Here is a 25,725-nt window from a genome sequence, read left to right on the forward strand (position 1 = left end):
GAAGTATGATGAAAAGGTTAGGGTTTTTGTTGAAAGGTATAGCCTAAGATTTCCGTAAGCTGAACCGAATTCACCTCTTTGAATTTTTGGTCGGATCGCTCCGAACGGTATTGCGGTGGTTCGAGTGAAAGTTTCCTTGCCTTTTCGGTATAATAATCTTCTTTTGTTGGGTGAAGGGGGTGTACGGCATTGAAAATATGCCCGAAGGCATCTTTCATAATAATTGCCGTTAAAATATTCAAGCAGTCTTCCCGGTGAATAAGATTAACAGGAGCCTCGCCATTGGCCAAATCGGTCCGTCCTGCTAAAAATCGAACCGGCTGACGGCTTCCGCCGACCAAACCACCAAAGCGTACCACCGATGTTTCAAAAGCTTCCGCACGGAAAAAATCTTGCTCTACCTGAAGCAACTGTCGACCGTTTTCGGCCTCGGGCTGCGGGTTGTCCTTTTCAGTGACGCTTCCTTGGGCATCGCCATATACCGATGTGCTACTGATAAGAATAACTTTTGAAACACCCGCTTTTTCAATAGCTGAGCGATAGTGCGTCATCTTTTTCACAAAATCGGTACCTGAATTATGCCGTAATCCCGGGGGAATCATTATGATAAGAATATCGACATCTTCAAGAACGGCTCTCACTTCCCCTTCAACACCCTGCTCGGTAATCAAAAGTTTATACGCTACTATTCCTTTTTGTTGAAATTGCGCGGCTTTTTGGTTGCTACTAACCGAACCCTTCACTTTAAATCCTAATGTATTCAACCGACTATAAAGTGGCTTTCCCAACCATCCCAGTCCGGTAATTGAAATTGTGTTACTCATCTATTTTTCTTTCTTCCGAAGCGTATACGGAATCGTTTTGAATTAGTTGAAAGGAATCGGGGTTAAATTCTTCCTTCACCACAATGGCATCGGTAATGATAAACGGTTTTGGCATCATATCCTTAGGTCGCTTATTGATGCTAAACTGCGAATGATCCAATAAATCGAAAGAATAGGATAGCGTAGTGAAGGTCACGCCTGTTTCTGAAGCCGTAGAATACCTAACTTCTAGAGAATCGCGATCATCCATCCAATACCGCAATAACATATTGCTTTGTCTGCTACCAATGGCATATCCAGAACTATCGATAGGAACGGTTTTCCCATTAAATTGAAGCGTATTGAACTGAACTGAGGCATCGGCATACAAATTCAACTGATTGATCTTGCGTTCAGGGTAAAACGTAAGCTGAACGTTTCTTCGTCGGTTTACGATGGTATCCCGTTGTACTTTTAAAGACACCCCTTCAACCATTTTGATGGGAGCTTCAGCAGCATAGGTATATTGGGTATTATACTTACTTCCCGAAGCAGCCGTCACGTATTTTGATGCTTCCTCGGGTGCTTCACCCAAATAGCCTTTCGTCCAATCATCCAATAATTCATCGTAGGTAAGCCAATACGCTTTGCCTTCTGTTTCATCTAAATAGTACAACAAACTGTTAGGCTTTTGTCGTGTATCGTCGAAATCGCTATTAGCATGGGCTCCGATTAAAAAACCGATGGCTGCAATCAGACAGCCCGCTGCCAAGAATTTCTTCCATTGATAAGCTCCTAAGACAGGCAGCAACAATCCAAATAATAATACCGTAAACACTGCACTGATAAAAACATGGTCGGATCCCAATCCCACAGGGAAAAATTGAATCAATGGTGAAAAGATAAAAATGGCTGGCGCTGAAAGCAAGGCTAACAACAATAGATTTGGTCGATCCTGTTTTATGATAATCCAAAAAATGAGTAGTGCAAAATATACCGGAATAATAAAGTACGCGGCTCCTTTCAGAAAAAGAAAAACAGCCGTATTCACCAATAACCAAAGTACCAAAGGCGCCACGAATAATCCCGCCAATTGATGCTTCCGACCCCATTTTCGATATAACAAAAACATAATTGCATTGGTAAGCAGCACGAAGAAGGCGACATAAGAATGTCCGTTGTATTTAAAGCCATGTTGGACCTCAACGTATTGTGGGTAGAGATTTGTAATGAGCTCCCACCCAAAAAACGCCACTACCCCAGAGAGTATCAATCCAACCAACAAAATCAGAAATCCTTTTCCAACGTCTCGTCCTCGAATTTTTTCCTTTTGATAGCCATAATAGAAAATGATAAAAAACAACACTACTCCAACCAACAGCATTGGAAGAATATAGAGGAAAGGATAGTACACCATTCCGATGAAAGGCATATTGGTGTACACATAGTCTTGATCCGCCTTCAACTTTTTAAGGCTGGAATTCGAGAAATAATCTAACAATGCCATTAAGTAACTTCCTTGATGCGCCAATGTTTCGACATCCAGATTTTCTACGGTATCGTTGGCGGTATGGTAGTCGAAATGATCGTCGATAAAAGCAAAAAAGAAGCTATCGATATCGCCATCTTCACGAAAAACCGTAGAATCGGTATCGTTCGGCAGCATTTTGTAAACGCTATACATCAGGGAGGAAGCCACAGGGTAGGGAACATCGGCTTTGCTAAAAGCTTTGATCAGGTTTTTATTACCACCGTTGGTTTCCAAAATCATATTGCTGGGGCCACCACTTCCCCGGGCTTCAAAATTCAAAACAATTCCGACATTCTTTGCCCAACGATGTTCATTTACAAACAATCGGGCGCCATCGAGACCGATTTCCTCCGCATCCGAAAAGAGCACGATAATATCGTTCTCTGGGGTTTTTCCGCTTGCCTTGTAGGCGCGAAGGCTTTCTAAAATGGTTACGATGCCACTTCCGGCATCGCTGGCTCCTGGGGAAGGGACCAAGGCACTGTCATAATGCGACAGGAGCAATAAGGCACGTGAGTTTTCACTTCCTTCCCAACGCGCCACGATATTCACGGGCTTATCTAACCCTCGGGCATTCGGCCTATACACAAACCCTTCCTGGGTTTCAACTTCGAAGCCGAGGGCTTTCAGTTCATCGACTAATACGTCACGAACGCGGTCGTGTTCATCACTACCGTGATAATGCGGCTTGACAGCAATCTTTTCGAGCATTGAAAAAGCCCTCTCGGTAGAGAATGATTCTTCCGAAACATCTGAATCATCAACATTATGAGGCATCAACAATCGAAAGCTTAAGAAAATCAATAGTAATACAAGCAGAAAAGAGAGAAGCGGAAAGCGATTTTTCATTTGATCTTATTGTAGTTTTTAAATGTACAACTTTTTTGTCCGAAGTGGGTGCGTGAAACCTATATCAGGAAATTTCAGTATCTTTCTATAAACCAAAAACCTAACAGTATGGGCATTAAAAATTACATTGGAAAAAGGGCAAAGCCGAAGAAGGGCTCGACCGAAAATATTAAGGTCTCCGATTATATGAGTCGAAACCTAACCACCTTTCGCCCCGAGCAGACGGTCTTGGAAGTGATGAATACTTTAATTAAAAAGAAGATTTCTGGCGGACCCGTGGTGAATGGAAAAAATGAACTGGTTGGCATCATCAGTGAAGGCGACTGTATGAAACAGATCAGTAACAGTCGGTATTACAATCAGCCGATGGAAGATGTTCGGGTGGAAGATCACATGGTTAAGGAAGTTGAAACCATCGATGGCGAGATGAATGTCTTCGATGCCGCCGATAAGTTCCTAACCGCTAGACGACGCCGTTTCCCCATCGTCGAGAATGGAAAGTTGGTTGGGTTAATCAGTCAGAAGGATGTCTTGAAAGCTGCGCTACAATTGAAAGGGCACAGCTGGAAATAGTTTATAGGGTAAGTTCCGTTTTCACTAATAAATACCAATCCCCTTCCAACGGTAAATACCCTTGATCGTATACATAGTAATATACCGTTCCCGTTTTGGTAACGTATTGACTCGTAAAAAAAGAGAAATTAAAACCATGCTTTTGCAGCGTGGTTTTTTTGACCTTGGTCTTTTCTTTGGTATTAAGGGTTTCGAGAATCCTGTAATTCTTTCGCAGACGGTTGTTGATATTTCGGACAAGATTTTTATTGTCCTTGTTCAAGGCATTATTGAACGCGTTGCGGCAAGCATCGCTACAAAACTTTTTATCGGCTCTGCCGATTACTCTTTCGCCGCATTCTTCGCATTGTCTAGCCATGGCTTGTCATAATCAACATGACCCCAATTCTCGCCACTTTTGATTCTATAGAGCTGCATTTCGGAGATTCCGAACTGCTTTGCAATCATGCGCATGCGCGTCTTTCGATTGGGATCAAAAATTTTCTGCTTAATGAGCTTTACACGACCTGCGGTTAGCTTTGAATACTTTGGGTTTTTCAATGCCTTTTTCTTCGCTGCGATTACCGCTGGATTCTTTTTATTATGCTCGGTTAGCTCCTTTCGGTCCACATACATGAGGTTTTCAACCTTATTGTTTTTCTTGTCAAAATCCTTGTGGATGACATAAGGTTTATCTTCTTGTGGTTCCAAAAAGAGTTCTGCAACGGATCTGTGGATATAGATCAAATCCGTTTTGCCGTTTTCCTTAATAGTCGAAAAAACCTCGTAACCACTTAACGTATATGGATTTAGCAATTCACCTTCCGGATCATATTTATATCGCTTTACGCGACCATAATTTGAGATTTCGTAAATCTCATTACTACGCCAAGTGGGTTTGGAGAGTGATTTCCAAACTTCACCTTTCAAATTAATTATCATAAAACTGGGGAGTTTGGGGTAAAGATAGAAAATACAATCTAAACAACACCAATTATTCTGCTCTTGTATCCTGTTTTTTAGACACTTCGCTATTTATGTGGAAGCGATAGACAGCTTCAATTTTAACAAAAATACTACCGTTCATTTCTGGGTTAAGTCGCTGTCTTTCATCACCAAAACTAAATGCCGATAGCCCTAAGTCAATTTTTTCACCCGTTGCGTACACTTCATAGTTACTACTCGAATACCCTGCTTTGGCCCGTAATAACAAGCTTTTCTGTAAAGTATTGAACTGAAGGTAAGCCGAAAAATCCAAGGAACTGAAATCGACATACGTATCCGAATCTTCTTCTTCACCATACAATCGAAAACTTCTTCCGATTCCGAAGTAATCCACACCAACCGTCGTGCTTCCCAAACAATAATTGATATTTGCCGAAATAGGCAAAGAGAGGTCCATTTCGAACCTATTGTTCGGACTTTTATAATACGCACCGACGATTGGAGTGGAAAATAGCCCAAAAGCTTCTTCCGAAGCATATAGCCCAAAACGATATAGCAACTGTTCGCTTTTCTTCATTTTCAGCAAACCAAAACCACCGAAATAGATATCTTCTCCTTCAATTCTTTGGTAGTCGGAAGCCGCCTTCGGCAATAAAACGAGGGTGGTGCTCCACTTTTCCGACCAAGTAGAAGCCAATCCAACTTTCAATGTCGTACTATATAAGTTTGTATAATCCGCATCAGGGAAGAGTTGTAAATTATTTCTACTAAAAGACACCCCGGTAATCGCAGCATGATTATCGTTCAACACCACAGGAACGGTTATGTCGGCATCAAAAAATCGAACGTAGGTGCTTTCGGAAGTCCCTTCAAAACTATTATTGAAGGTTTGCCCATAGCCAATGGTAGCTAAATCGACATAGTCTTGTGAAAAGACCAAAAACGGAAAAATGCCAACTAGGGCGAAGAGGATATGTTTCAAAAATATCGGTTTTCGGCTAAAGATAGGTAATTAATAGAAGTATGTCGCTACCTCCTGTTTTATAGCAACAAAGCCTTATAATTGGCTGCGTTTCAGTATGGTTATTTTCAGCAAAATTGCGTACTTTCGCGCCAATCTTTGTAACAAGATATTGAATAATTGAAACCGTAAGGCGATGAGTACCAAATTTAAGGAATACAAGGGATTGGATCTCCCACAACTCGGAAAGGATATACGCAACTTTTGGAAAGAAGAGAACATCTTCGAAAAGAGTATTGAAATTCGTGAGGACAAGACGCCTTTTGTGTTCTTTGAAGGACCGCCTTCAGCAAACGGACTACCGGGTATTCACCACGTGATGGCGCGTACCATCAAGGATATTTTTTGTCGCTATAAAACCCAGAAAGGGTTTAAGGTAGAACGAAAAGCAGGATGGGATACCCACGGCCTGCCCATAGAATTAGGGGTTGAAAAGGAACTCGGCATCACCAAGGAAGATATCGGTAAAAAGATTTCTGTTGAAGCCTATAATGAAGCGTGCCGAAAAGCGGTCATGCGCTATACCGATGTATGGAATCGACTTACGGAAGATTATGGCTATTGGGTTGATATGGACGATCCCTACATCACCTACAAGTCGAAATACATGGAAACGGTTTGGTGGCTGTTGAAAGAGGTTTACAATAAAGGGCTGATGTATAAAGGCTATACCATTCAGCCATACTCTCCTAAAGCTGGAACGGGACTAAGCTCACACGAGCTAAACCAACCGGGCACCTATCAGGATGTTACCGATACTACGGCCGTTGCCCAATTTAAGGCAATTGCTGATACACTTCCCGATTTTCTTGCCGAAGAAAGCAACACCATCTATTTTTTGGCATGGACGACCACGCCATGGACCTTACCGAGTAATACGGCATTGACGGTTGGTCCGAAGATCGATTATGTATTGGTGAAAAGCTTCAATCAATATACTTTCGAACCGATTAATGTAATACTTGCCAAAAGTTTGGTTGAAAAACAATTTGGCGGGAAGTACGATAAAAAAGACAATGAAGAAGCCCTTGACGGCTACAAGCAGGGCGATAAAAAAATTCCTTATTATATCGTAAAAGAATTTAAGGGAAGCGATTTGGTTGGTATTCGATACGAACAACTATTACCATACGCCAAGCCGTATGGCAACCCAGAAAACGCTTTCCGCGTTATTGCGGGCGATTTCGTTACGACGGAAGATGGTACCGGAATTGTACACACCGCTCCAACCTTTGGTGCCGACGATGCCAAAGTAGCGAAGGAGGCGACACCAGAAGTCCCACCACTGTTGGTAAAAGATGAAAACGACAACTTAGTGCCTTTGGTCAACTTGCAAGGAAAGTTCCGACCAGAAATGGATGAGTTGGCTGGGAAGTATGTAAAAAATGAATACTATGCCGATGGCGAAGCACCCGAGAAATCTGTAGATGTTGAAATCGTCATAAAACTAAAGGAGGAAAACAAGGCCTTCCATGTTGAAAAATACGTTCACAGTTATCCAAATTGCTGGCGAACCGATAAGCCTATCTTGTATTATCCATTGGACTCATGGTTTATTAAGGCCACCGATTTTAAGGATCGCATGTTCGAATTGAATCAAACCATAAACTGGAAGCCTGCAGCTACGGGTGAAGGTCGCTTCGGAAATTGGCTTGCCAATGCCAACGACTGGAACCTTTCACGTTCGCGGTATTGGGGAATTCCACTTCCCATCTGGCGTACCGAAGACGGGAAAGAGGAAAAATGTATCGGCAGCGTTGAAGAGTTAAAGGCTGAAATGCAGAAAGCGGTTGAAGCCGGCGTAATGGAGAAAGACATTTTTGCGGATTTCAAAGTAGGTGATTTTTCAGAAGAGAATTATGAAACGGTCGATCTTCACAAAAATATTGTAGACGATATTATCCTGGTTTCCGATGGCGGTAAACCGATGAAGCGCGAAGCCGACCTTATCGATGTTTGGTTCGACAGTGGCAGTATGCCTTATGCCCAATGGCATTACCCCTTCGAGAATAAGGAAAAAGTTGAAAATACGTGGCGTAAAGCCGATTTTATCGCGGAAGGTGTCGATCAAACCCGTGGATGGTTCTATACCCTTCACGCCATTGCGACGATGATTTTTGATGATGTCGCGTATAAAAATGTCGTGAGTAACGGCTTGGTCTTGGATAAAAACGGCCAAAAGATGTCGAAACGATTGGGCAATGCTGTCGATCCCTTTGAAACCTTGGAAACCTATGGCCCGGATGCTACACGCTGGTATATGATTAGCAATGCGAATCCTTGGGACAATTTGAAATTTGACAGCGATGGAATTTCAGAAGTACGCAATAAGTTCTTCGGAACGCTTTACAATACCTATAGTTTCTTCAGCTTGTATGCGAATTTGGACGATTTCAATTATAGTGAAAAAGACATTGCTTTCGAGAAACGTCCAGAAATCGACAGATGGATTCTTTCAGAATTACATACGCTTATCAAAAAAGTGGATGCTTTTTACGCCGATTATGAGCCAACGAAGGCAACGCGCGCCATTTCAGAATTCGTACAGGAAAACCTCAGCAACTGGTTTGTTCGTCTGAGCAGAAGAAGATATTGGAAGGGAAGCTATAACGATGATAAGATATCGGCCTATCAAACCCTTTTTAGCTGTTTGGAAACCGTGGCACGACTGAGCGCTCCTGTAGCGCCCTTCTTTATGGATCGTTTGTATCAGGATTTGATGAAAGGAGTTGTAAAAGAAGAAAAAGAATCGGTTCACTTAAGCGACTTTCCTGTGGCGAATGAAGCATTTATCGACAAAACCTTGGAACGAAAAATGCAACGTGCACAAACAATAAGTAGTTTGGTCCTCTCGTTACGTCAGAAAGAGAAGATAAAGGTTCGTCAGCCGCTCCAAAAAATTATGATTCCAGTGTTGAATGATGACACACGTAAAGAAATTGAAGCGGTAGCCGATTTGATTAAATCGGAGGTTAATGTGAAGGAGATTGAGCTAATAGATGAAGGTTCCGGTATTTTGGTGAAGCAGATCAAGCCTGATTTTGCCAAATTGGGACCCCGTTTTGGAAAAGAGATGAAGCAGGTAGCAGGCACGATTGCTAGATTCGGTCAGGAAGAAATCGCTACCTTGGAAAAAGATGGGGAAATATCAGTTTCCATTAACGGAAAAAACGTTACATTGAGCCTCGATGACGTATTGATTAGTTCCCAGGATGTTGAAGGTTGGTTAGTTGCCAATACTGGCGGCGTAACGGTTGCTTTAGATGTTACCGTGACTCCAGAATTGAAAAAAGAAGGAATTGCAAGAGAGCTTGTCAATCGAATTCAAAACTTACGAAAAGACTCTGGGTTTGAAGTAACCGATCGCGTAGAAGTAACGCTTCAGGAAGATGCCGAATTGAAACCAGCGGTTACCGAAAACCTAACCTATATTAAAGAAGAAACATTAACGGCGATACTGAAGTTTGAAGACGCCGTACAAAACGGAACAGAAATTGCGTTTGACGGTATCGAGACCAAATTGAATATCAAAAAACATTAAGAATTAGTATTATGGCAGAAGATGTAAAAAACCGGTATAGCGATAAGGAACTGGAGGAATTCAGAACCCTTATCCAAGAAAAGATTGACAAGGCGAAGGCACAATTGGAATTGATTAAAAGTGCCTATAAAAATGACAGTAATAACGGAACCGATGACACCTCACCTACTTTTAAAGCTTTCGATGAAGGAAGTGAAGTTATGAGTAAGGAGGCGAATTCGCAATTGGCCATTCGTCAGGAGAAGTTTATCCGCGACCTTAAGAATGCTATTATCCGTATCGAGAACAAGACCTATGGAGTGTGTCGCGTAACTGGCAAATTGATCAATCCAGATCGTTTGCGCTTGGTTCCGCATGCTACGTTGAGCATCGAGGCTAAGAATATGCAAAAATAAATCTTCGCGCATCTCGCGAGATACAATCTTTGAATGAAATAGCCCCAATACCCTTGGGGCTTTGTTATGCTTAGAAACATTTTTCTTTATTTCTGTTTTATTGCACCCCTTATAGGTACTGCCCAGAAAGTTCTTCAAAAGGAATGGGATAGTCATGCTTATAAAGCAATAGAGATTGTATCGGACCAACTTTTTAGTGTGAAGGTAACCAATGGTGAAACGACCAAAATCAAGCTTTCGACCTATATCGCTGGTGAAACTTCAGAAAATGCTGTGGTACAGGTTTCAGATACATTGCTGAACCCTTCAGATACCAGAAAGACACTTCACATCACAACGGGATTCCCTAGTTTCTTTCACCCAAAGAACGATAAACTAGCTGCTCATAAAGTATTGGCGATGGAGATGGTATTGGAGGTCCCGAAAAAATATACTGTTCGTATTCAATCTAAAAAAGCGAATGTTTTGGCAACCGGCCACTATTCTAATTTCTCAACGTCGTTGGAAGAAGGACGCTGTGAACTACTGGATTTTTCAGGTAATGCGGAATTACAAAGCCTTACGGGAACGATTGAGGTCGTGGCCGAACAACGGGTTTCTGGCGAAGCTGTTTCAGAATATGGTGACGTTATTAATGAATTAAACAATAAAGGTCGCTGGCGAATTACAGCCGAAAGTCGCTTCGGAAATATTCACCTACGGTATACAGAATAATATGATTATTTTTGCGCGTCGCCTATTGAAAAATCGGTGCGCACTTTCAAAACTATTGCTGCATGAAATTGAATAAAGCCATTCTTCTGATCATCTTGGTCCTCTTAATCGACCAGATTTCAAAGATTTATATCAAGACCCATTTTGTATTGGGTGAGGAAGTCGAGGTGTTCGAATGGTTCCGTATCCTATTTGTGGAAAATGAAGGAATGGCCTGGGGCGCCAAAATCCCTGGGGAATACGGGAAATTAGCATTAACATTGTTCAGACTTGTAGCCATAGTGGGAATCGGGTATTGGCTTTGGGATTCCGTCCGAAAGCATGCTTCTCGCGTACTAATTGTTTCTATTGCCTTGATTTTCGCAGGTGCGATGGGGAATATCATCGATTCCGTTTTTTACGGAATTATCTTTGAGGACAGCCATCACCAAGTAGCGGCAATGTTCCCAGAAGCTGGTGGTTATGGCACGCTGTTTCACGGGAAGGTAGTCGACATGCTCTATTTTCCGCTGTGGAAAGGCTATTTGCCTGAATGGATTCCTTTTTGGGGAGGCGATTATTTCACTTTCTTTGAACCCGTCTTCAATATTGCGGATACTTCCATAAGCGTAGGGGTAGCATTATTGCTTATCTTCCACAAGAAGGCATTCCCTAGCGATAAAAAATCTGAAGACTAAGCACTTACCCTTTTAAAAAACAGGTTTTCAAATTGCATCAGATTAAGCGGCTTGATAAGGTAGTCGCTTACCAAACCATACGATTTCGCTTTATCGATTTCTGAAGCATCGTCGGATGAGCTTACTATATATAGCGATCCGGGTAATTCTGAGGCTGTTGTTACTTGAGAAAAGTTCTGTAAGAAATCCCAGCCGTTCATAACGGGCATATTAAGGTCGAGTAATATTAGCTCGGGAAAAACGGAAGCATCGCGATCTTCGTATAGTGCGGAAAAGTAGTCTAACGCTTCTTTGCCATTTCTAAAGATGAGGAGCTTTTCGCATAGTTTTTTAAGTTCTACAACCTTTTTGACCAGGTTTACATATACGTTATCGTCGTCGATAACGCATGCAAGCTTAACAGGAGGAGTCGTCATAAATTTTTGAGTTAGTAATATGTTGGTTAGTTAAAATTTTATTGTGAAGGTGGAACCTTTTTGAGGTTCGCTTTCCACCATTATCGTTCCTTTTAAAATCTCTATTTGGTTTTTAGTGATGAATAGGCCAACTCCTACAGCCTCTTCGTGGTCATGAAAGGTTTGATACATATTAAAAATTCGGTCGCCATATTTTTCAAGATCGATTCCGAGTCCATTGTCTTGCACTTTCAAAAATCTATCTTCACCTTCTGTATAGGTGAAAATGTTGATGGAGGGCACTCGATCTGGATGTTTATATTTTATGGCATTGGTAATGAGGTTCAAGAGAATGCTTTCCATATAGGCGGGGACATACGCTATTTCCTCTAGCTCAGAAAAATCGTAATAAATCTGAGCTTCACTTTTTATTATTTTTCTATTCAGGGAATGTAATACTTCTTGTAATATTTCTTCAAAACGGACTGTTTTTCTGCCATCTGTAGCTTTATTTTGAACAGAGGCTACTTCACTTAAATGACTAATAGTAGCATTCAGACCTTTTGAAATGTCATAGATACTTTGCATTAACTCTGCTTCTTCCTTTTCATCCTCAATCGACTTCAACAATTCTAATGTAAGTTGAAGATTACTGGCATGCGAGCGTAAATTGTGTGAAACAATGTGGGCAAAGTTGATAAGCCGTTTATTCTGCGATTCAACCAGTGAAAGTGAATTCTGAAGATCAAGTTGCTTCACCTTTTCAGCATTCATATCCTGAAACACCCCTCGAATACCGATTACTTCCTTTTTCTCATTAAAGATAGGATTGCCCGTAGCGCGTGCCCAAAATAGCTTTTGGTCGTAGGAAAGCATTTTCACGGTAGTACTAAAAGGGGTTCCGGTTGCGCATTGATTGTAAAGTTCAAACACTCTTTCGTGTTCTTCTGGGGCATAAAAACGCAAACCATCGTTAAGGGAAGGACGAAAGTTTTCAGGAACTTTCAAGATACGACGTCCCTCTTCATCCAAATAACTTTTCTTCGCCAAAAAATCGACCTTCCAACTACCCGCGGCGGTCAATTGGGCAAGTTCTTTATAATAAAAGTCGGAAAATGGGTCTTCCAATGCCGATTTCTTCATTCCTCTTTTGAGAATACTGCTATTGTTTCCTTTCACTGACAGTTGCATATACCACAAGTATTGGGACTCAAAAGATAGGGATTTTTTTCGATTGCATACTTAGATATTGGGCGCCAAGTAAATAAATGGGTCGAATGGCAGATTTCTTGCCACCCAAAACAATACGACAAGAATGGCAAAAGCTTTCACAAAACTGTTCTTATAAAATATAGAAACGCGATGTTTTGTATCCTTTACGTAATTATAAATGCGAAGTCCCAGTGCGTAAAGCAAAATAGGCAATGTAAGAAGTAAAAGCGCATTCATTTGGAAGGCTTGCCAGAATTCGCCATGAAGCAGCAGGTGAATGGCGCGTTGCGACCCACAGCCAGGACAATGTAAGCCTGTTAGACTATGAAAGGGACAGGAAGGAAAAAAAGAATACTCGAGTGGATTGAAGACCGAAAATAGCACCAGAAAGGCAACAGCCATCAATCCACCGACGAATATCCATATGGCCTTTTTAGTAACCACCACTCATAATGCCTCCTGCAACACCTATTCCAATAAGGATAAAATAAATCACCCAAACAGCAATGGCAGCCACGGCACTCCAAATAGCCCACTTTTTGGCTTCTTCAGATGCTTTCTGTGCTTCGTCGTAATGACCGGCAGCATAGTGCTCATTCACTTTTGTTGATTTTATAATTGAAACAATTCCAAGTGGCAAGCAACATAGTACCGTACTTAGAATGGCCCAAACCAAATGGTTATCGGGCTTTGGAGGTTGATTGGATAGATTTTCCATGGTTGATTGGTTTTTAGTTGATGGCTAAGATAGGATAGTATTTCTAAAAATGAAAGACTTTCTCGGGTGTGATGCAACTATGCAAGGGAACATCGGTACTCTCAAAGAAGATATTTTTCTCTGGCGGAAAAAAAGAAAGCCCTATAAATCTAGCATCCCTTTTACACTTTGAAAGGAAGCGGTCGTAGAAACCTTTTCCATAACCAATGCGATTGCCTTGCTCATCGTAGGCCAACAATGGAACAAAAATGACATCCAGTTGTTCTGCCGGTACCTCTATACCTGAAACCGGTTCTGGAATGCCCATATCGGTTATGGCAATTTTGGTGTTATCCTGAAGTAGGATATGGTCCATCTCACGATCTTCAAAACGTGCTTTCGGCACGACAATACTCTTATCCTTTCCGTGAAGAATCTGAAGCAAGTATTCGGTATTGACTTCTTTTTTGTTTGAAATGGGAAGAAATATATGATAATACTCCTTTTCCCAAAGGGGAAGGGTTAGCGCTTGGTTCGCTATTTTCAAGCTCAGTTCTTCTACTTCGTCATCGCTTAACGAGGCTCTTCGCATACGGTATTCTTTCCGAAGTGTCCGCTTATCCATTTGTCGCAGTTTCAGTTGAAATATGAAAAATCGCATCACCTTGGTGAACAATTGGTGCCTGATTCACATTTATAATATACCCTTCATTGGGTGCGATAACTTTATGGCGCATCGTGCCATACGGATCGGTGATGGTAGCCAAAAACTCTCCCTTTTCTACATGCTTGTTACAAGGTATCTTCACGTGAAGCAACCCGCTTCGCTGCGCACGGATCCATCGACTTTTTTCAATTACGACAGTTTCCGAAGTAGTTTCAGGCACTTCAAACTTACGTCGTAACATATCCAAATGATTCAAGATGCGCATGACACCCTCAACGCCGTGGGTTACAATGTCTTTATGACTTTCCAGTGACTTCCCACCTTCGTATAATAACACTGGAATGTTCTTTTGGTCGCAGGTGGCGCGATAGGAGTTTTTGATAAGGGATGAATAGACCGTGAACGGACTGTTGAAGATTTTTGCCAATTCCAAGGAACCTTCATCGTTCGGCTTTACCCGAACCTGGGGCGCATTAAAGCGACTAGCACCTCCCGTATGGAAATCGAGGCAATAGTCGGCATGCGGCAAAATACTTTTGGTGAAATGATAGGCTACGCGACTCGCTAAAGAGCCCGTTTTGGTTCCTGGAAACTTACGGTTCAGGTCCTTTCCATCAGGAAATTCGCGTTGGGTATTTAAAAATCCGAATATGTTAAGAATAGGGATGCAGATGATGGTTCCAATCTTGGGTCGATTGATTTTCTTGGCAATCAGTTGTCGAACGATTTCAACCCCATTAATTTCATCGCCATGAATCCCAGCCGTGATTAAAACTGTAGGTCCGGGCTTTTTGGCTCTTTCAATAATTACAGGAATTTCAACCTTGGTCGATGTATACAGCTTCGCAATGCTGAAATCGATTACCTTGCGTTCGCCAGGACCGATTTTTTGGTCGAGTATGATTAAATCTTCCTGTTCCGAAGCCATATGCTAAACGTTTTTCTCGATATACTTTATTATAATGGTTGCAATATCCTTCCCAGTTGCCTTTTCGATACCTTCCAAACCTGGTGAAGAATTCACTTCCAACACCAATGGGCCGCGGTCGCTTTGTAACATATCCACTCCCGCAATATCCAAGCCTAAAGCCTTGGCGGCTTTAATGGCTGCTATTTCCTCTTCATCGGAAAGCTGAATAACGGTTGCCGAACCACCCCTATGTAAATTCGAACGGAATTCACCATCTACTGCTTGTCGCTTCATCGCTCCGACGACATGACCATTAACAACGAACGCCCTAATATCTGCTCCTTTTGCTTCTTTTATATACTCTTGCACAATAACGCGGGCTTGCAGATTATTAAAGGCTTCGATTACCGATTCGGCTGCCTTTTTGGTTTCTGCTAAAATAACCCCTAAACCTTGCGTCCCTTCCAATAATTTGATGATGACTGGTGCACCACCTGCCTGCTCCACGATTTCCTTTACGTTTCGGGAATAATTTGTGAAAACAGTTTTTGGCATTCCAAGACCGGACCTGGATAAAATCTGGAGGCTTCGCAATTTATCACGAGAACGGACCAATGCCATCGATTCGGTGGTAGAAAACACTCGCATCATTTCAAACTGACGAACTACTGCCGTTCCATAAAAGGTTACCGAGGCACCGATTCTCGGAATAACGGCATCGGTCGGACTCAGCACTTTTCCCCTGTAATAGATACATGGGTTTTTCTTTTCGATAACAATATCGCATTTGGTATGGTTAATAACTTCCACCTCATGCTTGCGCTTCTTGGCAGCTTCAACCAGTCGTTTGGTTGAATATAGATTGGCATTTGCCGATAATATCTTGATGTTCATTATGCTTGTTTGCTTTTCATTTTATAGGATAGGTTCGTTCGGTTGCTATCCACCACAAATTTTTTGGTCAAGAAGTTTCGACCCAAAAGTACGGGGAATTTCATTGCTTTTCGATCGGTTAAGGTCAAGAAAATAGGATAGGTAGTATCGAACAATACGATTTCAGTTTCAATACGATACCGTTGTTCTACCTGTCCATTGCTACTTTTTACTTCCTTTTGATCAAAGTTTTCAAAAACAAATTCCTTTTGATGGTATAGTGGATGTTCGGGATCGAGGAAGCGACATTTCAGCAAATCATCTTCAATTTCCATGTCGTGACAATGAATAGAGGAGGTAAAAGCGCCCGTATCGACTTTAATGTCAATATTTTCCAATCCTAATACAGGAAAATCGGCTTTATCTATACGTCCGATTACAGGTTTTTTGTCTTTCATATTTCTTAAGATAGCAAAATCGGTTGCCAACCGGAAAAAGTAGAAATGTGTTTAGGAAAACTTTAAGACCCACGCGGTTTGTTGCGTTCAATATAGCCAATAATACTTTTGGAAACACTTCTTCCCGTAGTGGTTTCAATACCCTCCAAACCGGGAGTAGAATTTACTTCCAAAACCAATGGGCCACGTTCCGATTGCAATATATCTACACCGCATACTCCGAGTTTTAACGCCTTGGCCGCTCGAATAGCACTTCGTTCTTCATCGTGGCTTAGTTTAATTTCTGAAGAAGAACCACCGCGATGGAGATTAGACCGAAAATCGCCATCCTTGCTCTGCCGTTTCATCGCTGCTACCACAACACCATCTACAACAATAGCTCGTATATCGCAGCCGTTGCTTTCTTCAATATATTCCTGTATCACGAAACGCTGTCGACCTGTCAATAAAGTTTCGATAATGGGTAACGCTTTTTCGCGACTTTCAGCTAGAATGACACCGTGGCCGTGCGTACCCTCCAATACTTTTATGATGATAGGGCCAGACGGAAAGCGCTTTAATTGTAATTCATAATCGCTATAATCTACCAATGCCGTATTCGGAACCGCAACGTTTGCCGCCGCCAATACCTGAAACGAATGCCATTTATCGCGCGATTGCAAAATGCCATGTGCCTTTACCGTCGAAAACACGTCCATACTTTGAAAATGCCTAACGACATTAGCGCCATAAAATGTATGGGAAGCTCCAATTCTAGGGATAACCGCATGAAGATCGTCCACTACCTCATCCCGAAAATATAACTTTGGTTCCCCCTGCTCGACTGCTAGGGTGCAATGTTGCGGATCTAGCACTTCCATATTGTGGTTTCGCGCTTCCCCAGCTTTCAGCAAGCTTTGGGTTGAGTATAAGGAATAGCCCCGCGAGAGAATGGCGATGTTCATACTAAATTATTAGAAACACGAATGTAACGTAAATTTGGGGTGACTACAACCATGAGCCTCTTGGAAGAAATTATTTTTCACTATCCCTTGGAAGAAATAATGAAATAGAATGGAATACTGCTTCATCTAAATGCCCCATTTTGGATCTATCTTCTGTAATCAGATGAATGTGAAGGTAAGAGTCGTGATGGGTAAATATGCCTTGATGTTCGGTTGAAAAAAAGCCGAGCATCGTTACTTTTTTATTCTGAAGTTTATAGTTTGTTTGCCCTTGATGTGCTTCGGCAGGTGACGATACGGTGGTTCCCTTCGGAAGATTTTGGACGTGTATGGTTGCTGAAGTAACCGTTCCCTTCACCAAAAAGGGAAAAGGTCTATCGTTATCTTGGGAAACTTGATCGATAAATTTCTCTAATTGTTGAAGTGTTTGAACCGTGTCGGGAATTTTTACTTCTTCCCAATCGGAAATATACGAATGCACAAAAAAGGGCGCGGAAGCTTCTTCTGAAATTGAAACGGTCATGGTTGAATCTGATGTTACCTTGGAAACATAGGTTTCACTATCCAAGATCATGATCTCGCCCCTTAAATAACTCGACGGTCCCAGTCCGTACAATCCCTTTTTAGGTTGAAGTGTATCGAAGGCAATCGCAGGTCCCAATTTGCCTTTCCACATCACATCTTTCATGGCAGCGGTAGCAACGACCTCATAGGAACTTTTTTCGGCACCTTCTTTTTCTTTTGAATTACATGCCGATAGTAAAAAAAATATCAGACAACCATAAGTGAGTATATATTTCATCTTTATTCTGTTGCACGGTTTAGTTGAAACAAAAGTAATTCTTTGTCATCATTCGGAAGGTAAACAAGTCCCTTCAAAGTGAAACCAAGTTTTCCGAGCAAGCGTTGCGAGGCCCTGTTTTCTTCTGACGTATAAGCGTTCAAAACCGCAATATTGAAATTTGTAAAAGCAGCTTGTTTTAATCTATTGGCAGCTTCATACGCATAGCCTTTTCCTTCAAATTGAGGTAAAAAGGCATACCCAATATCGACGCCTTCAACACCTTCCCGATCGTACAGGCCACAAGTTCCTATTTTAACGCCATCGGTTTTTCGAATCACAGTATTATTGGCATAGCCCAGGCGCTTCAATTGTGGAAGCATTCGTTCTTCGATATAGCGTTTCGCGTCGTCTTCACTTTTAAGATTTCGATCTCCTATATACTGTAACCATTTAGGTGAATTCAATAGTTCAAAGATAAAGCTGGCGTCTTCTGTTGAAGTAGGTCGAAGCCATAAACGTTCGGTTTCAAATGTTTTGTAAGTCATTACTTTAATCAGTATATAAATCCTTAAAATTCGTCAAATTTTTTAAAAATGGTTTATCGGTCATGTTTGTTCCCTTTCCAAATTTCTTAAAAACAAATTGGGAACGCGGTATTTAGTTAGTCTTGTTCCTTGTCTTTATTATATTTCGTCGGTCCCAATTTGTAGATAAGCCAACCGAATCCGACCACCAAATGAACTACGATTAGAATGATGATTATTTTAGTTATAAGTGACATGAGTGTGTTATTTTTCAGAAAAGTAGCACTGAAATACCTATTTAAACAGGAGAAATGTCATACTTGTTTAATTTTAATTGAAATCGATTCATCCCTCTGTTCATAGCACTTCCCGCCATTTTTAAACAATTACAAACGTTTACAAATAACTTCAAACGAAAGTAAATGATTCCCAACCGATTAAAGCTTTTCCGCCGTCGCATCTTTGCCCTGTCGGATGATCTCATTCGATTTTGATCTTAACTGTTTAACCTGCCTGTTGTCATACAGGCCTAAAAAATCAAAAATTATGAACGCATTAAGAAACAAAGTACAGTTAATTGGACGCTTAGGGCAAGACCCAGAAATTGTAACCTTTAAGGATGGTAACAAAATGGCCAAATTCACCTTGGCTACAGACGACAGCTACAAGGACAAGAACGGCGAGAAGGTGGAACGCGCTTATTGGCATAATGTAATTGTACGTGGCGGTCTTACGAACGTGGTAGAAAACTATGTCACCAAAGGACAAGAAATTGCCGTTGAAGGCAAACTCACGAATCGCTCGTATGAGGACAAGGATGGCAACAAGCGCTACATCACCGAAATTCTTTGTAATGAGCTGTTGATGTTGAGTAAATAAGTGAGTATCATTTATAAATAGATAAAGCCTGGCCATTGCGCCGGGCTTTATTTTTTATATCCCACAAATTGAAAGATTCTCAAACCGTTCTTTCCGTTCCCACTCTGGAAGATCGAAGCTGGGACACCGTTTACAGCGCTTGTGCTCACCCTTTTTAAGGTATTTATCGCAACATTTCTTCTTAAGTCCCTTCTTCTCCTTCTTTTTCTTTCCCATCTACATTTCCCAATATATATCCATCAGAAAAACAAATCCTGTGCCAATCGGTACGTATTAGCGTGTGCCTCTACGATAATTTTTAATTCTTTAGAATAGCCTCCGCCCATACTTACTTGAACCGGCAACTTTCTATCACGAAGGGTTTCCAGCACAAACCGATCGCGCTCCTTGCAGCCTTCAACAGTACACGCCAATCGTCCCAACTTATCGGTTTCTAAAATATCAACGCCGCTTAAATAAAATACGAATTCTGGCTTCACTCTCTCAATGAGGTTGGGCAAGGTATCTTTTAATTTCTGAAGGTATTCTTCATCTCCAATGCCATCCGCCAACCCAATATCCAAATCGCTTTTTTCTTTTTTAAAGGGATAGTTTCCCGCCCCGTGCATGCTGAAGGTATATACAGACGGATCGTTTTCAAAAATCTTTGCGGTGCCATTCCCCTGATGAACATCCAAATCGATGATCAAGATTTGGGAAGCTAACGTATTCCTTTGTAAGTGTCGTGCCGCCACGGCTTGGTCGTTAAAGATGCAAAACCCTTCCCCATGACCGGCATACGCATGATGCGTTCCGCCCGCGATGTTCATGGCAATACCGTATTCCAGAGCATAATGACAGCCGTCGATGGTGCCTTGGGTGATGATGTGTTCTCGCTTCACCAACCCCTCCGATAGCGGAAAGCCTATTTTTCTTGCAGCACGTCTTTCAACCGAAAGGTTTCGTAGGTTTTCAACATATTCAGTATCATGTACAGCCAAAATATCTTCATCGGAAGGCATGTTGGGAGCAAAGAAATTATCTTCAGCACACGTTCCCTCATATAGCAGCTGCTGTGGAATCAGCTCATATTTCTCCATCGGAAACCGATGTCCTTCCGGTAAGGAATGTTTGTAGATAGGGCTGTGGGCTATTTTGAGCAATAATTACATTTTATACAAATAATAGTTCTTTTCTTTCTTATCAAAATACCCAAAATAGAGTTTATCTTGATGGAAGAATACATCTTCCGCTGTATCGTATTTTACCTCTTTTTTAAATTCTTTAATCCTTTCAAAAATATTGGCTTCTTCTTCTTTCTCAACATAATTATAATCCAAATCGAATCTTGTATTGAAGAAAGTTGATTTTGTGCTGTTATAAGAAGTATACGAATACCACACTGGATTGTAGGTAGGTATTGAGATGTTTCCGGCCGATACATTTGTATAAGTGCCCGCTCCACCAGGCATCATCATCATACCACCTCCACTTTGCACATTCTTATAACCCCCGATTGTAAAATAATATTCTCCATTATCCAAGTAACCCGTAACCCCAATTTTGCCCGAGGTCACCTTACGCAAAAACTTCGATGTTTCTTCCATTTCTCTTCTATTTACAAAGGGCAAAGCAGTTCTTCCTTCTTGTATTATGGGTGAATTTTTAATAGCAATAGGTTCATCCCTATCGATATAATACTCCTTGAAAACCGAACCATCAAAATCTTTAATTTGAATAACCATTTCATCCCTACTACTCCCCAATTGTATAATACGATCATCAAGAATAAATGAGTTAAAAGTTTCTAAGTCGTCCTTTTTCCCTTTGGGATAATCATATACCTTGGTTGTAAGCGTTAAAGAATTTAAATCTATAATGTGAAGACTAGTTTTCAATTCATCATCATTTTCCAATGTTAAATATAAAACGTCATCCTTTTGATAAAGTTTATTGGCATTTGCCGTCTGTTCAATTGCATTTGGAACCCGGTTCTCAATTTTTGTGACGTTAGATGATGCACTTCCAAATAAACCAACGGTAAAAAACCCACTATTCAATAGTTTTTGATCCTTTTGATCCACTTCAATCGGAAAACTTTTTACCACAGAAAACGTATTAGCTGCATCTAATTTTCGTAGCACAAACTTGTTTTCTTTAGTGGCAGTGATTAAATACAGATCATTATTGAACTGAAATGTTTCTAAGAATTTCTCTTTTCCAAAATCAAACTTCAATTCTTCGATAGAGGAGGACTTTGAATCGAAGTCAAAGGTTTGTACAGCATATTTTCTTTTATTATTGGTTGCCGCAACAACACGGTAGCTATTTCCTTTTACGCTATACCCAATTATATCCTTATACTTTCTGCGTATAACCTCCGACTCTAAAGATCCCTTTTTATTAAAATCTGAATCAAATAAATTTCCATGTGCCTCTCTGTTTTGCATAAGTACTAATGCGAGGTCTCCATTTTCTTCATTGGAAAAAGAGTAGCCTTCGCTATTTCCGTTCTCTGCATTATTTATTGTAAAAGCAAGAACTTCTTTTTGCGCATGTACTGTGATGCAAATTATTAAAAAGGACAATAAGGATATAAAGTGTTTCATTTTATAGACTAATAAGGGATTTTGTTTTGTGATTTTAATTTATCGCCGCTCCATTCTCAATATCCTCCCCATCAGGATTGACAAATCGAAGTTTTCCATCCGCTGTCTCGGTCATTAAAATCATTCCTTGGCTTTCAACGCCACGAAGTTTTCTTGGCGCTAGGTTTACAAGGACGGTTACTTTTTTACCGATAATTTCCTCTGGTGAAAAGCTTTCCGCAATTCCAGAAACAATAGTCCGGGTATCGATACCCGTATCGACCTTCAACACCAATAGGCGATCGGCCTTCGGCATTTTTTCGGCTTCTATAATGGTTCCGATACGCATATCGAGTTTGGTGAAATCGTCGAATTGAATGGTTTCCTTCTGCGGAACAATATTTTTCGCTATCTCCTTTTCTGCGGCGTTATCCATTTTAGTCTTTTTTAGTTTTTCCAATTGTTGTGAAATCGTCTCGTCTTCAATTTTACTGAAGAGCAAATCGGCCTTATTGATGGTATGGCCGGGAGGGAGTAAACTTACATCCCCTCCGACAGCACTTCCCTCCAGCGAAGGTGCTGCCACCTCCCCTTCAGAAGGGGAGGAACTAGTAATCGTATTCCAAGATAAGTTGTTGAAGGCATCGGAGTCGATGTTCAAAATCTGTTTTAGCTTAGTTGACGTAAACGGTAAAAACGGTTCACTTAAGACCGCTAAGGCTGTTGCTATCTGAAGTGCCGTAAACATCACAGTCTTCGTCCGTTCCTCATCGGTTTTGATGGTTTTCCACGGCTCTTCATCGGCTAAGTATTTGTTTCCTAATCGCGCAACATTCATCAGTTGTTGTTGGGCTTCGCGGAAGCGATACCGCTCAATACTACTAGCGATTACATCGGGATAGGCAGCCAGTTCCTTCAACGTTTGTACATCGATTCCAGCAAAATTTCCTGGAGTCGGTATTTCCCCATCATAATATTTATGGGTAAGCACGACCACGCGATTGATGAAGTTTCCGAAAATCGCCACCAGTTCATTATTGTTTCGCGCCTGAAAATCGGCCCACGTAAAATCATTATCCTTGGTTTCAGGAGCATTGGCCGTTAACACATAGCGCAACACATCCTGTTGGTTTGGAAACTCCTTCAAATATTCATGCAACCAAACTGCCCAATTTTTAGAAGTAGAGATTTTATTTCCCTCTAAATTCATGAACTCGTTGGCAGGCACATTGTCCGGTAGTACATAACTTCCTTCTGCCTTCAACATGCTTGGAAAAATGATACAGTGAAAAACAATATTATCCTTTCCGATAAAATGGAGCAATTTGGTGTCCTCATCCTTCCAATACTGTTCCCAATCCTTTCCTTCACGCTCAGCCCATTCCTTGGTCGAGGAGATATAACCTATCGGCGCATCGAACCAAACATACAGCACTTTCCCTTCGGCTCCTTCAACAGGGACGGGGATTCCCCAATCTAAATCGCGGGTTACCGCTCTCGGACGTAAGCCATCATCGATCCAGCTTTTGCACTGGCCGTATACATTCAATTTCCAATCTTTTTTATGGTCCTTCAGTATCCATTCCTTCAAAAACCCTTCATACTGATCCAACGGTAAAAACCAATGCTTGGTTTCTTTCAACACAGGAACATCACCGGTAATCGTACTCTTAGGATCTATTAGGTCAGTAGCATTGTGCGACGTTCCACAGCGTTCGCACTGATCGCCATAACTTTCTTCATATCCACATTTCGGACAGGTACCCACTACAAAACGATCCGCCAAAAACTGTTGGGCTTCCTCGTCATATAGTTGTTCGGTTACCTGTTCGGTAAAATGCCCTTCTTCATACATCTTCCTGAAAAAGTTTGAAGCCGTTTCGTGGTGTACAGGTGAAGAGGTACGTGAATAATTATCGAACGAAATTCCGAATTCCTCGAATGAATCCTTGATAAGGGTATGATACTTATCGATGATTTCCTGAGGGGAAACGCCCTCTTTCTTGGCGCGCATTGGAATGGCGACACCGTGTTCATCGCTGCCGCAGATAAAAGCGACATCCCGTTGTTGAAGCCGTTGATAACGCGCATAAATATCGGCGGGTACATACACGCCGGCCAAATGACCGATATGAATGGGTCCGTTCGTATACGGCAACGCTGCCGTAATGGTATATTGTGAAGGATTGGTTTTCATAAATTGTTTTGAAAGCTACAAAAATAGGGAAATTCGTCGCGTTTCCATTGTCATCTTATGGTGGATTAAAGGCATTTCAAATTTCGTATCTTTGCCATTCGAATCGAAGGCGCTATGCGCCTTTTCTAAATACTATCTATGATTCAATCCATGACCGGGTACGGCAAAAGTGTTTTGGAATTGCCAAACAAAAAAATCACCATCGAAATTCGCTCGCTAAACAGCAAGAATTTGGATGTGAACGCGAGAGTTCCTTCGGCCTATCGCGAAAAGGAATTAGACCTTCGGAAACAGATTTCTAATTCACTCCATCGCGGAAAAGTAGATTTCAATCTTTATATGGAATTTACGGGCGATTCGACCCCGACGGTTATCAATGAAGGTGCTGTAACAAGCTATATGAAGCAATTGGCGAAGATTCAGGATGGTCACCCCGTAGAATTGATGAAGATGGCGGTTCGTTTTCCCGATGCCTTGACGACGGAACGCGAGGAAATTGATGATGCAGAGTTTGAAAAAATTTCCAAGGCAGTTGATGACGCCCTTACCTCCATCAATGAATATAGAAGTGATGAAGGAAAAGCATTAGAAGCCGACTTCAAAAAGAGAGTCACAAATATCTCTTCACTTTTGGAAAAGGTAAGCGATATGGATTCCGATAGGATTGAAGATGTAAAGGAACGTCTTACGAAAGCCGTTAGCGATTTGAAGGAGTCGGTAGACGAGAACCGTTTCGAGCAGGAATTGGTGTATTATCTTGAAAAATACGACATTACCGAGGAAAAAGTCCGCTTGAAAAACCACCTTTCCTATTTTTCTGAAACCATGGAATCGCCAAAAAGCAACGGAAAAAAACTTGGTTTTATTTCTCAGGAAATCGGTCGTGAAATCAATACCATTGGTAGCAAGGCCAATTATGCTCCCATGCAGCAATTGGTTGTTCAGATGAAGGATGAATTGGAGAAAATTAAGGAGCAAGCCTTAAACGTATTGTAATGAAGGAGGGAAAATTATTTGTCTTTTCGGCCCCTTCCGGAAGTGGGAAAACCACCATCGTTCGGCATTTATTGGAGCAGGAACGCTTGAACCTGGAGTTCTCTATTTCTTGTACTTCCAGAGAACCACGCGGCGGCGAAGAGCATGGAAAAGATTACTATTTCATCAGTCTAAAGGATTTTAAACAGCATATCAAAAATGGCGATTTTCTTGAATGGGAAGAAGTATATCGCGATAATTTCTATGGTACGCTGAAGACTGAAGTGGAGCGCATTTGGGCGAAAGGAAAAAACGTGATTTTCGATATAGATGTGGCCGGTGGCTTGCGAATCAAGAAAAAATTTCCCGACCATACGCTGGCGGTGTTTGTAAAACCTCCGAGCGTTGATGAACTAAAGCGAAGATTGAAGAAACGACAGACCGAAAGCGACGAGCGTATCAATATGCGAATCGCGAAGGCTTCGGTTGAATTGGCCACGGCGCCACAATTCGATGTTATCATCAAAAATCACGATTTGCAAACAGCTTTGGCCGAGGCCGAAGAGTTAGTCGAAAACTTCATCAAAAACGGTCACAGTAGCGAAGAAGAATAGT

General features: G+C 41.4%; 27 protein-coding genes. 8 read left to right on the forward strand and 19 right to left on the reverse strand.

The genetic code is table 11. The features are described 5' to 3' along the window. Positions 1-17: 17 nt before the first annotated feature. Together I4Q58_RS05960 and I4Q58_RS05965 are read right to left on the reverse strand one after the other, a co-directional pair. Positions 18-824: an NAD(P)H-binding protein gene (locus I4Q58_RS05960; protein WP_203294804.1), complete on the reverse strand. Its 807-nt coding sequence runs from the start codon at positions 822-824 to the stop codon at positions 18-20. Further along, positions 817-3,183: a M20/M25/M40 family metallo-hydrolase gene (locus I4Q58_RS05965; RefSeq protein ID WP_203294806.1), complete on the reverse strand. Its 2,367-nt coding sequence runs from the start codon at positions 3,181-3,183 to the stop codon at positions 817-819. The genes I4Q58_RS05960 and I4Q58_RS05965 overlap by 8 nt, the downstream gene beginning before the upstream one ends. A gap of 108 nt (positions 3,184-3,291) precedes the next feature. On the opposite strand from I4Q58_RS05965, the gene I4Q58_RS05970 reads away from it, so the two are divergent. Continuing rightward, on the forward strand, positions 3,292-3,756 hold the full coding sequence (locus I4Q58_RS05970; RefSeq protein ID WP_203294808.1) for a CBS domain-containing protein: 465 nt from the start codon (positions 3,292-3,294) through the stop codon (positions 3,754-3,756). A gap of 1 nt (position 3,757) precedes the next feature. Here the strand turns inward: I4Q58_RS05970 and I4Q58_RS05975 are convergent, their stop codons facing one another. The 3 genes from I4Q58_RS05975 to I4Q58_RS05985 are packed head-to-tail and all read right to left on the reverse strand — an operon-like array spanning position 3,758 to position 5,662. Further along, the gene (locus I4Q58_RS05975; protein WP_203294810.1) at positions 3,758-4,114 is read right to left on the reverse strand and encodes a hypothetical protein; all 357 of its coding nucleotides are present in this window, start codon (positions 4,112-4,114) and stop codon (positions 3,758-3,760) included. Next, positions 4,078-4,677, reverse strand: coding sequence for an HNH endonuclease (locus I4Q58_RS05980; RefSeq protein ID WP_203294812.1), 600 nt, complete (start codon positions 4,675-4,677; stop codon positions 4,078-4,080). The genes I4Q58_RS05975 and I4Q58_RS05980 overlap by 37 nt, the downstream gene beginning before the upstream one ends. 52 nt (positions 4,678-4,729) lie before the next feature. Beyond that, the gene (locus I4Q58_RS05985; protein WP_203294813.1) at positions 4,730-5,662 is read right to left on the reverse strand and encodes a hypothetical protein; all 933 of its coding nucleotides are present in this window, start codon (positions 5,660-5,662) and stop codon (positions 4,730-4,732) included. Positions 5,663-5,837: 175 nt separating this feature from the next. Here I4Q58_RS05985 and ileS point away from each other — a divergent pair, with 175 nt between their 5' ends. The 4 genes from ileS to I4Q58_RS06005 all read left to right on the forward strand — a co-directional run bounded on the left by ileS (position 5,838) and on the right by I4Q58_RS06005 (position 11,028). After that, on the forward strand, positions 5,838-9,242 hold the full coding sequence (ileS, locus tag I4Q58_RS05990; protein ID WP_203294815.1) for an isoleucine--tRNA ligase: 3,405 nt from the start codon (positions 5,838-5,840) through the stop codon (positions 9,240-9,242). A gap of 11 nt (positions 9,243-9,253) precedes the next feature. Beyond that, entirely contained in the window at positions 9,254-9,637 is a 384-nt protein-coding gene (locus I4Q58_RS05995; RefSeq protein ID WP_203294817.1) for a TraR/DksA family transcriptional regulator, read from the forward strand. A gap of 66 nt (positions 9,638-9,703) precedes the next feature. Then, positions 9,704-10,351 (forward strand): hypothetical protein, encoded by a 648-nt coding sequence (locus I4Q58_RS06000; protein ID WP_203294819.1) that lies wholly within the window; start codon positions 9,704-9,706, stop codon positions 10,349-10,351. 62 nt (positions 10,352-10,413) lie between these two features. After that, positions 10,414-11,028, forward strand: a complete 615-nt coding sequence (locus I4Q58_RS06005) for a lipoprotein signal peptidase (RefSeq protein ID WP_203294820.1) — start codon at positions 10,414-10,416, stop codon at positions 11,026-11,028. Here I4Q58_RS06005 and I4Q58_RS06010 read toward each other — a convergent pair. The 11 genes from I4Q58_RS06010 to I4Q58_RS06060 all read right to left on the reverse strand — a co-directional run bounded on the left by I4Q58_RS06010 (position 11,025) and on the right by I4Q58_RS06060 (position 18,513). Continuing rightward, on the reverse strand, positions 11,025-11,444 hold the full coding sequence (locus tag I4Q58_RS06010) for a response regulator (RefSeq protein WP_203294822.1): 420 nt from the start codon (positions 11,442-11,444) through the stop codon (positions 11,025-11,027). The genes I4Q58_RS06005 and I4Q58_RS06010 overlap by 4 nt on opposite strands. A 30-nt stretch (positions 11,445-11,474) precedes the next feature. Further along, positions 11,475-12,614: a PAS domain-containing sensor histidine kinase gene (locus I4Q58_RS06015; RefSeq protein WP_203294824.1), complete on the reverse strand. Its 1,140-nt coding sequence runs from the start codon at positions 12,612-12,614 to the stop codon at positions 11,475-11,477. Positions 12,615-12,665: 51 nt separating this feature from the next. After that, the gene (locus I4Q58_RS06020; RefSeq protein ID WP_203294825.1) at positions 12,666-13,079 is read right to left on the reverse strand and encodes a DUF2752 domain-containing protein; all 414 of its coding nucleotides are present in this window, start codon (positions 13,077-13,079) and stop codon (positions 12,666-12,668) included. Continuing rightward, entirely contained in the window at positions 13,069-13,353 is a 285-nt protein-coding gene (locus I4Q58_RS06025; RefSeq protein WP_203294828.1) for a CD225/dispanin family protein, read from the reverse strand. The genes I4Q58_RS06020 and I4Q58_RS06025 overlap by 11 nt, the downstream gene beginning before the upstream one ends. 43 nt (positions 13,354-13,396) lie before the next feature. Further along, the gene (locus I4Q58_RS06030) at positions 13,397-13,957 is read right to left on the reverse strand and encodes a 5-formyltetrahydrofolate cyclo-ligase (protein ID WP_203294830.1); all 561 of its coding nucleotides are present in this window, start codon (positions 13,955-13,957) and stop codon (positions 13,397-13,399) included. Then, a complete protein-coding gene (locus I4Q58_RS06035) occupies positions 13,950-14,927 on the reverse strand; it encodes a succinylglutamate desuccinylase/aspartoacylase family protein (RefSeq protein WP_203294832.1) in 978 nt (325 codons plus the stop codon). Before I4Q58_RS06035 ends, I4Q58_RS06030 begins: the two co-directional genes overlap by 8 nt. Positions 14,928-14,930: 3 nt before the next feature. Then, a complete protein-coding gene (gene rimK, locus I4Q58_RS06040; protein ID WP_203294834.1) occupies positions 14,931-15,803 on the reverse strand; it encodes a 30S ribosomal protein S6--L-glutamate ligase in 873 nt (290 codons plus the stop codon). Then, positions 15,803-16,240, reverse strand: coding sequence for an ATP-dependent zinc protease family protein (locus I4Q58_RS06045; RefSeq protein ID WP_203294836.1), 438 nt, complete (start codon positions 16,238-16,240; stop codon positions 15,803-15,805). The genes rimK and I4Q58_RS06045 overlap by 1 nt, the downstream gene beginning before the upstream one ends. Before the next feature lie 62 nt (positions 16,241-16,302). After that, positions 16,303-17,184, reverse strand: a complete 882-nt coding sequence (locus tag I4Q58_RS06050; RefSeq protein WP_203294838.1) for an ATP-grasp domain-containing protein — start codon at positions 17,182-17,184, stop codon at positions 16,303-16,305. Positions 17,185-17,254: 70 nt separating this feature from the next. Next, positions 17,255-17,986, reverse strand: coding sequence for an acetolactate decarboxylase (locus tag I4Q58_RS06055; protein WP_236002849.1), 732 nt, complete (start codon positions 17,984-17,986; stop codon positions 17,255-17,257). A 2-nt stretch (positions 17,987-17,988) separates the two neighbouring features. Continuing rightward, positions 17,989-18,513: a GNAT family N-acetyltransferase gene (locus I4Q58_RS06060; protein WP_203294839.1), complete on the reverse strand. Its 525-nt coding sequence runs from the start codon at positions 18,511-18,513 to the stop codon at positions 17,989-17,991. 525 nt (positions 18,514-19,038) lie between these two features. Here I4Q58_RS06060 and I4Q58_RS06065 point away from each other — a divergent pair. Next, positions 19,039-19,371: a single-stranded DNA-binding protein gene (locus I4Q58_RS06065; protein WP_203294841.1), complete on the forward strand. Its 333-nt coding sequence runs from the start codon at positions 19,039-19,041 to the stop codon at positions 19,369-19,371. A gap of 239 nt (positions 19,372-19,610) precedes the next feature. Here the strand turns inward: I4Q58_RS06065 and I4Q58_RS06070 are convergent, their stop codons facing one another. The 3 genes from I4Q58_RS06070 to metG are packed head-to-tail and all read right to left on the reverse strand — an operon-like array spanning position 19,611 to position 24,135. Next, on the reverse strand, positions 19,611-20,513 hold the full coding sequence (locus I4Q58_RS06070) for a histone deacetylase family protein (protein ID WP_203294843.1): 903 nt from the start codon (positions 20,511-20,513) through the stop codon (positions 19,611-19,613). Between the two features lie 3 nt (positions 20,514-20,516). Continuing rightward, positions 20,517-21,959 carry a hypothetical protein gene (locus tag I4Q58_RS06075; protein WP_203294845.1) on the reverse strand — a complete coding sequence of 481 codons (1,443 nt, stop codon included), beginning with the start codon at positions 21,957-21,959 and terminating at the stop codon, positions 20,517-20,519. 34 nt (positions 21,960-21,993) lie between these two features. Then, complete coding sequence (metG, locus tag I4Q58_RS06080) at positions 21,994-24,135, reverse strand: methionine--tRNA ligase (protein WP_203294848.1); 2,142 nt, start codon at positions 24,133-24,135, stop codon at positions 21,994-21,996. A 138-nt stretch (positions 24,136-24,273) separates the two neighbouring features. Between metG and I4Q58_RS06085 the strand changes: the two genes are divergently transcribed. Together I4Q58_RS06085 and gmk are read left to right on the forward strand one after the other, a co-directional pair. Then, positions 24,274-25,131: a YicC/YloC family endoribonuclease gene (locus I4Q58_RS06085; protein ID WP_203294850.1), complete on the forward strand. Its 858-nt coding sequence runs from the start codon at positions 24,274-24,276 to the stop codon at positions 25,129-25,131. Beyond that, positions 25,131-25,724, forward strand: a complete 594-nt coding sequence (gene gmk / locus I4Q58_RS06090) for a guanylate kinase (protein WP_203294852.1) — start codon at positions 25,131-25,133, stop codon at positions 25,722-25,724. Before I4Q58_RS06085 ends, gmk begins: the two co-directional genes overlap by 1 nt. Position 25,725 lies beyond the last annotated feature (1 nt).

It is taken from the genome of Luteirhabdus pelagi, assembly GCF_016827595.1.
GTDB lineage: Bacteria > Bacteroidota > Bacteroidia > Flavobacteriales > Flavobacteriaceae > Luteirhabdus > Luteirhabdus pelagi.